Origin of the sequence: Paracraurococcus lichenis (assembly GCF_030657435.1) — a bacterium.
In the GTDB taxonomy this organism is placed as follows: Bacteria; Pseudomonadota; Alphaproteobacteria; order Acetobacterales; family Acetobacteraceae; genus Paracraurococcus; species Paracraurococcus lichenis.
This window is the reverse complement of the sequence record NZ_JAUTWS010000003.1, coordinates 308342-314906: the sequence shown is the minus strand read 5'-3', so window position 1 is coordinate 314906 and position 6565 is coordinate 308342. Positions and strand designations below refer to the sequence as shown.

General features: G+C 74.0%; 6 protein-coding genes. 2 read left to right on the top strand and 4 right to left on the bottom strand.

Going from position 1 to position 6565, the window contains the following annotated elements; genetic code table 11:
- Positions 1-336 precede the first annotated feature (336 nt).
- Positions 337-1593 carry a peptidoglycan DD-metalloendopeptidase family protein gene (locus Q7A36_RS05050; protein ID WP_305102572.1) on the top strand — a complete coding sequence of 419 codons (1257 nt, stop codon included), beginning with the start codon at positions 337-339 and terminating at the stop codon, positions 1591-1593.
- Between the two features lie 130 nt (positions 1594-1723).
- On the opposite strand, the gene pcaG is transcribed toward Q7A36_RS05050, so the two are convergent.
- Both pcaG and Q7A36_RS05040 read right to left on the bottom strand, forming a co-directional pair.
- Positions 1724-2320, bottom strand: a complete 597-nt coding sequence (pcaG, locus tag Q7A36_RS05045) for a protocatechuate 3,4-dioxygenase subunit alpha (protein ID WP_305102571.1) — start codon at positions 2318-2320, stop codon at positions 1724-1726.
- A gap of 11 nt (positions 2321-2331) precedes the next feature.
- Positions 2332-3042 (bottom strand): dioxygenase family protein, encoded by a 711-nt coding sequence (locus Q7A36_RS05040; RefSeq protein WP_305102570.1) that lies wholly within the window; start codon positions 3040-3042, stop codon positions 2332-2334.
- Between the two features lie 172 nt (positions 3043-3214).
- Between Q7A36_RS05040 and Q7A36_RS05035 the strand changes: the two genes are divergently transcribed.
- A complete protein-coding gene (locus tag Q7A36_RS05035; RefSeq protein WP_305102569.1) occupies positions 3215-4039 on the top strand; it encodes an alpha/beta fold hydrolase in 825 nt (274 codons plus the stop codon).
- Positions 4040-4090: 51 nt separating this feature from the next.
- On the opposite strand, the gene Q7A36_RS05030 is transcribed toward Q7A36_RS05035, so the two are convergent.
- Together Q7A36_RS05030 and Q7A36_RS05025 are read right to left on the bottom strand one after the other, a co-directional pair.
- Positions 4091-4639: a hypothetical protein gene (locus Q7A36_RS05030; protein WP_305102568.1), complete on the bottom strand. Its 549-nt coding sequence runs from the start codon at positions 4637-4639 to the stop codon at positions 4091-4093.
- 80 nt (positions 4640-4719) lie between these two features.
- Entirely contained in the window at positions 4720-6522 is a 1803-nt protein-coding gene (locus tag Q7A36_RS05025; protein WP_305102567.1) for a DEAD/DEAH box helicase, read from the bottom strand.
- Between the last annotated feature and the right edge of the window lie 43 nt (positions 6523-6565).

The following is a 6565-nucleotide window of genomic DNA, read 5'->3' as shown; positions in this document are numbered from 1 at the left end:
GCTTCCCTGCGGCCGCCCCGGAGCATGACGCCCCGGCTCGACCGGCACCAGACCCTGCCGGGTGGGAAGACCCGCCTCATCGGCGGGGCCGAGAACCTAGTGGCGTGAACCACCAAGGTCAAGGCATTTTTTGGCTCCCGCGGCGGAACCGGCCGGTCCGCCACAGGTGCGCGGCTTCTAGTCTCCGCCCCTTCCCCTGTCAAACCACCTTATCGCAGGCGCGTTAGAACCGCGGCCGATCTCACCTTGTGTCGTAGCCGGATAGTTCAAGCTGTTGACTTTGCGTGATTCCCCCGGCCAGGGTTACGCCACATTTCAGCCCTGGGAGGGGTTTCCATGCTGCATCGCCTCCGGCGCCGCGCGCGCTGGCTCTCTGTTGCGTGCCTTGTGATGGGCGGCCCCGCCGCCCCCGCCTTCGCCGATCCGATGCCACAGGGCTACCGCCCGGTCCTCGCCCCCGGCGTCGTGCCGGCGCGGCCGCGCCCCACCGTCCGTACCGTCGTCGCCCGCCGCGGCCAGACCATCGCCCAGGTCCTGGCCGCGGCCGGCGTCGAACGGCGCGAGGTGGAGCCGGCCGTCTCGGCCCTCGCCTCCGTCCTGCCCACCCGCGCGCCGCTGCCGGCGGGGCGGGAGGTCACGCTGCGCCAGGCGCCCGAGGACGACGCGCTGCTCGCCATGACGCTCGAACCGCAGCCCGGCCGCACCGTCACCGTCACCCGCACGCCCACCGGCTGGATCGCGCATGAGGCCTGGCCCGGCCAGCGCCGCAACCTGGTCCTGGTGCGCGGCACGATCCGGGAGGACCTGCTCGACGACCTCCGCATCGCCGGCCTGCCCGATTCGCTTGCCCGGCAGCTCGTCGAGGGCCTGGCGCATGAGCTCGACTTCCAGCGCGAGCTCCGCCCCGGCGACAGCTTCACCGTGCTGTTCGAGCGCTGGCGGGACACCGAGGGCGGGCTGCTGAACGACGGCCGGACGCTGCATGCCGGCTTCTCGCTCGCCGGGCGCGGGCTCTCGCTCTGGCGCTACGATGCGGGCGAGGGTCCGGACTGGTTCGACGACCAGGGCCGCAGCCTGCGCCGCAGCTTCCTGCGCACGCCGCTGGACGGCGCCCGCGTCAGCTCCGGCTTCGGCATGCGCCGGCATCCCGTGCTGGGCTACACGCGCCAGCACCAGGGGATCGACTTCGCCGCCCCGACCGGCACGCCGGTGCTGGCCGCGGCGGATGGCGAGGTGACGCAGATCCGCTGGATGTCGGGCTATGGCCGCATCATCGAGCTGCGGCACGAGGACGACCGGACCACGCGCTACGCGCATCTCTCCGCCTTCGCGCCAGGGCTGAAGCCCGGCGACCGCGTCCGCCAGGGAGAGGTGATCGGCAAGGTCGGCCGCACCGGCCTGGCGACCGGCCCGCACCTGCATTACGAGTTGGCCGAGAGTGGCCTGACACTGGACCCGGCGCGCGCACGCATGCGGCCGGCAACCGAGCTGGCGGGCCAGGAGCTCGCCGCCTTCCTCGCGGTGCGCCAGGGCCTGGCGGTGCAGGTCGCGCATCTGCAGCCGATGCAGGAGGTGGCCGCAGCCGCCGAATGACCGCCGGGTCGCCCACGAGGTCGGAGCGCGCGCTGCGCCTTCGACCGTGTCGAAGGCGGCCCTTGCCGAACGCCATGCCGGGGCTTGTGGTCGCTCGACGGTGTCGAGCGCCCTCGATGCGGGCGGAGACCTACTCGATGAAGAACGGGGTTTCGTCCTCCGGCAGGCCGCGCAGCCGCAGGTCGAAGCGGAAGGCGCGCAGCCCCTCGGCCTCGCCATCCGCCACGGCCACCAGCCGCGCCCGCCGCGCCGGCGGGACCAGCGCGAGCACGGGATCGACCTCGTTCGCCGCCTCAAAGCCCGGAAAAAAGACCGTGGTGGAGAGCTGCCGCATCAGCCCCGAGGCCATCACCACCAGGTCGATGTGCGGCGCCCGCGCCTGGTTGCCCTCGAGGAAGCCGCCCGGCAGCACGGTGGCGAACTCGTAGCGCCCCTCCGCATCCGTCCAGGCCCGCCCCCAGCCGAGGAAATCCGAATCGGCCAGGTGCGCCTCCGGGTCCGCGGGATGCCGGAAGCGCCCTGCGGCATCGGCCTGCCAGGCCTCGAGGATGGCATTGACGCAGGGCGTGCCGCCCTCCCGCGTCACCCGCCCATGCAGCCGGATGCGCTCGCCGCGCGGCGTCGGCGCCGCCTCCGGCGTCAGCCGCGTCAGGTCGTTGTCGCCGGCGCGGAAGAAGGTGCGCGGGAAGAAGGGCCCGATCGTGTGCTGCGAGGTCGGCCGGTGCATCGCGCCCTCCCTCACGGCAGTTCGGGCGTCGCGGCACGGCCGCGCAGCACGATGTCATGCACATAGGCCAGCCAACCGAGGCCGACCTCCTCGGGCGGGACAGGCCGCGCCACGAGCCGCTCCCGCGCCGCCGCGTCGGGCACCGACATCAGGATTCGGTCCAGCGGGTTCAGCGGGTCGCCCGGGAAATACATCTGCGTCACCAGGCGCGAGAGGCTGGACGGCCCGAGCACGGAGAAGTGCACATGCGGCGGTCGCCACCAGACGCCGGGCGCCGGCACCGGATAGGCCCCGGGCCTGATCGTGAAGAAGGCGTAGTGCCCCTCCTCGTCCGTGCGGATGCGGCCATTGCCGACGAAGTTGGGGTCGAGCGGCGCGTCGCGCGTGTCGTTCGGGTGGAAGTAGCGACCGGCGGCATTGGCCTGCCAGAGCTCGACCACCGCGCCGCGCACCGGCCGCCCATCCTCGTCCAGGATGCGGCCGCCGATATGGATGAGCTGGCCGAGCGCCATCCGCCCCGGCGCCACCACGGCCAGGTTGTCGTCGCCGCAGGGCAGCTTGCGCCAGAGCTCGAGCGGCCCCGTGACCTCCGTCCGCGTCGGCGGCCGGCGAATCGGCGGCAGGGCGGGCGTATGGGTGAAGGTATTGGTGTAACCCTCGATCGGGACCGCGGGCTCGATGCCCGGGGGCCAGGGGTCAAAGCGTTCGGGCAGCCCATCCATGCCGCGGTCCTCCCTTTGCGGCGAGCCTAGAGCAAACGGCGCCTGAGTGGACCCACGCAGGCCACCGAATTTGTTCGCCCGGAACGAAAGCCCCGGCCCTCCGAGGCGCGCCATGGCTCGCCTCCGACAGCCCGGCGCGGGATAGTCTGGGCAAAGGAAGGGGAGGAACGGCATGGATACCCGGAGGGTGCAGCGCGGCCCGGCCCGCATCGCCTATGCCGCCTGGGGGCATGGCCCGGCGGTCCTGCTGCTCGCCTCCCTCGGCCGCGGCGCCGAGGATTTTTTCGAAGTCGCGCCGCTGATCGCGGCGCAGGGCTTCCGGGTGCTGGCGCCCGATCCGCGCGGGATCGGCGACTCGGAAGGGCCGATGACGGGCCTGACCCTCTACGACCTGGCCGAGGATGCGGCGGCGGTGCTGGAGGCGGAGGGCACCGGCCCTGCCCTGGTCGCCGGCCATGCCTTCGGCAACTGGGTGGCGCGCGCGCTCTCCGCCTGCCGGCCGGAACTGGTGCGCGGCGTCGTGCTCCTCGCGGCCTCCATCACCCAGAACCTCGACCCGGCGGTGCGCGCCTCGATCGATGGCAGCTTCGACCCAGCGCTCAGCGAGGCGGAGCGGCTCGGGCATCTGCAGCGCGGCTATTTCGCGCCGGGGCATGACGCCCGCGTCTGGCTGACCGGCTGGCACCCGCCGGTCGCCCGCATGCAGCGCGCGGCGACCGCCGCGACCGACCAGCGCTGGCGGCGCTGCGCCGACCGGCACGCGACGCTCTATGTCGCCGCAGCGCTCGACACCATCGCGCCGGTGCCGACCGAGGCGGCGCTGCGCGAGGCGCTCGGCGATCGCGTGGCGCTGACGGTCATCCCCGATGCCGGCCATGCCCTGCTGCCGGAGCAGCCGGCGGCGACCGCGGCGGCGGTCGTGGCCTTCGCGGGCCGGGCTGACGCTGCCCGCCATGGCCGGGCGGAAGGCCCGGCCATTCCACGCATCGGCGCGTAGGACAGCGTTGCCGCACGCGCCTATACGGTACCGAAGACGCGTGCGGCGTCGCTACCGCGCCTGCGTCCCGCCGGACGTCACCGGCACCATCGGCGCGCCGCCGCCGGCGACGACATCCGCTGGCGTCTCGCCCACCGGCAGCGGCCGCGGCGCCGGGCCGGCCTGCATCCAGGCGGTGTCGCCGGGATGCGTGCCTTCCGGCAGCGTCGTCTGCGGCTTGCCCGCCGCCATCCGCACGCTGACATTCGCCGGCTCGCCCGGCATCAGCGGCCGGTAGGGCACGGCGGCATTCATCCCCGGCACGCCCTGCACCACCGAGCCCCAGGGCAGCGGCGTATAGGGCTTGCCGGCGGCCATGCGCTCCGGCTCGGAAAGCTTGTTGCCATCCGTCGAGACCAGGGCGCCGTTGCGGTCGCGCCAGGTCGGAATCGGGATCAGCGCGCCGCCCTCGCGCGGCCGCTCCGCCCCCGGCGGGGCATCCGGCACCGCGGCCGGTGCCGGCGTCGCGGCCGGGGACTGGTCGGTGTTCGGGCCGCTCTGGGCCAGCGCCGGCAGGGCGAGCAGGCCAAGCGTGGCCGCGAGGGCCATCGGGTTCCGCATGGGCGTTCCTTGTCGTCGTTTGCGGTCCCGACGGTGCCGGGACGGAGCATCCCCAACAGGTGACGCCGCCCGGGGTTGCGCTACCCCTCCGTCCGGAAGTCGAAACGCCGCTGCCGTACCGACCAGCCGTAGCGCGGATCGCCCTCCAGCAGGTGCAGGTGGTCGCCGATGCGGTTGCGCTCCAGCCAGGCGATGGTCGACTCGAGCTCGGCCAGCGTCATCTCCGCCCGGCCCTTGCCCATCACCCGCTTCAGAGCGGCGGAATAGGCGTGGTGCGCGACGGCGCCGCGCGGGATGCGCAGCCCGCCCTCGTCCTCCAGCACCTGCGCCGCGACCATCTGGCCGATACGGCTGCGCAGCGCCCGCTCCCGCACCGAGGGCGCCTCGGCCGGCGCCGTCTCCTCCGGGCGCGCATGTTCCGGCCTGGCGGCGGCGAATTCCGGTCCCGGCGCCAGCCGGTGCCAGTGCATCGCCGTGGCATTGGAGGCGAGCGGGATGATCGGCGCCTCGCGCTCCATCCCCTCGGGCAGGCCGGGCAGCTCGCCCTGGCGGCGGCGCGCCTTCTCCCGCGCCAGCGTGCCCTGCTCGCGCTCGATCCGCTCGCGGAACTTGCGGAACAGCAGGTCGTCCGGGTGCAGCACCACCGCCCGCTGCGTCTCGTAGGGGCCGGCGGCGAAATCGACGCGGGTAGCGCGGGCGATCATCTGCTCCAGCCAGGCGCGGGAGCGGATATGGGTCAGCGCCGCGCAGACCGAGACGCTCGGCGCGTCCAGCCCCTCATAGGCCATGGCGACGGTGACCAGCACGGAGGGCTCCGGCCGCAGCCGGAAGGCCGCCAACACTTCCTGCGCGTCGCGCTCGTCCGAGGTGGCGATGCGCGCGACGGTATCCGCCTGGCCCTTCGGCAGCCACTCGCGCAGCCAGTCGAGGTAGCGCCGCGCATTCTCCTGGTCGGGTGCGACCACCAGCAGCTTGCCGAGGCCCATCGCCGTCTCGCCCGGCGGCAGGCCGAGCCGCGCGCGGCGCTCCGTGCGCAGGTCGCGGGTCTGGGCGAAGGCGCGGCGGAGCAGGTCCTGCGCGAAGCCGGTCCGCAGCGCGGTGAAGAGCGCGGCACGCCCGACCTCCGGCGGGCCGGAGACGGGATGCGGCCCGGTGCGGCGGCGCTCCTCGTCCAGCCACTCCGCCTCCCCGTCCAGGGCGCCGAAATCGACGGGCAGCACGGCCTTCTCGGCCAGCGCCTGGGCGCGGCTATAGCCGATGACGGCGAAGCCGGGCGCCTGCAGGTCCACCTCCCGCGTCCGCGCGCCCTGCCCCCGGCGGTAGGGCAGCCAGAGGATCGGGCGGCCATCCGCCCGCTCCAGCGTGCCGGAGAGCAGCAGCCGCACCGCGGCGTGCTCGAGCAGCGGCAGGATGGCGCGCGACCAGGCGGCTTCCTCCGGCGCGTCCGGGTCGGCCTCGGCCGGCAGGTGGTGCACCTCGTCCACCACCAGCAGGGTCTTCTGCTTGCGGAACTCCGCCAGGTGCAGCTCCGGCGCCGCGGCGACGCCCTGGTAGGTGGTGATCCAGCCCTGCAGCCCGCGGCAGGGGTCGGGGGCATTCTCCGCCGCGCGGACCGAGACGGCATGGTCGAGCGCGAGGCGCCAGTTCGGGTCGGCGAAGGCTTCCTCCGCCTGCAGGCGCAGGCTGTCGCGGGGAACGATCCAGCAGACCCGCTCGACGATCCCGGCCCAGATCAGCCGCGCCGCGGCGATGACCGGCAGCAGGCTCTTCCCCCCGCCCGGGGTGACCGCCGCCAGGATGTCCCGCAGCTCCGTCTGGCCGGTCGCGATCGCCTCCACCACGCCGGCAAGCTGCTGCTGATGGCTGCGGAGGGCGCGGTGCATCACCCCCGGCAACGCGCCAGGAGCAAAACGGATTCCTGGGACC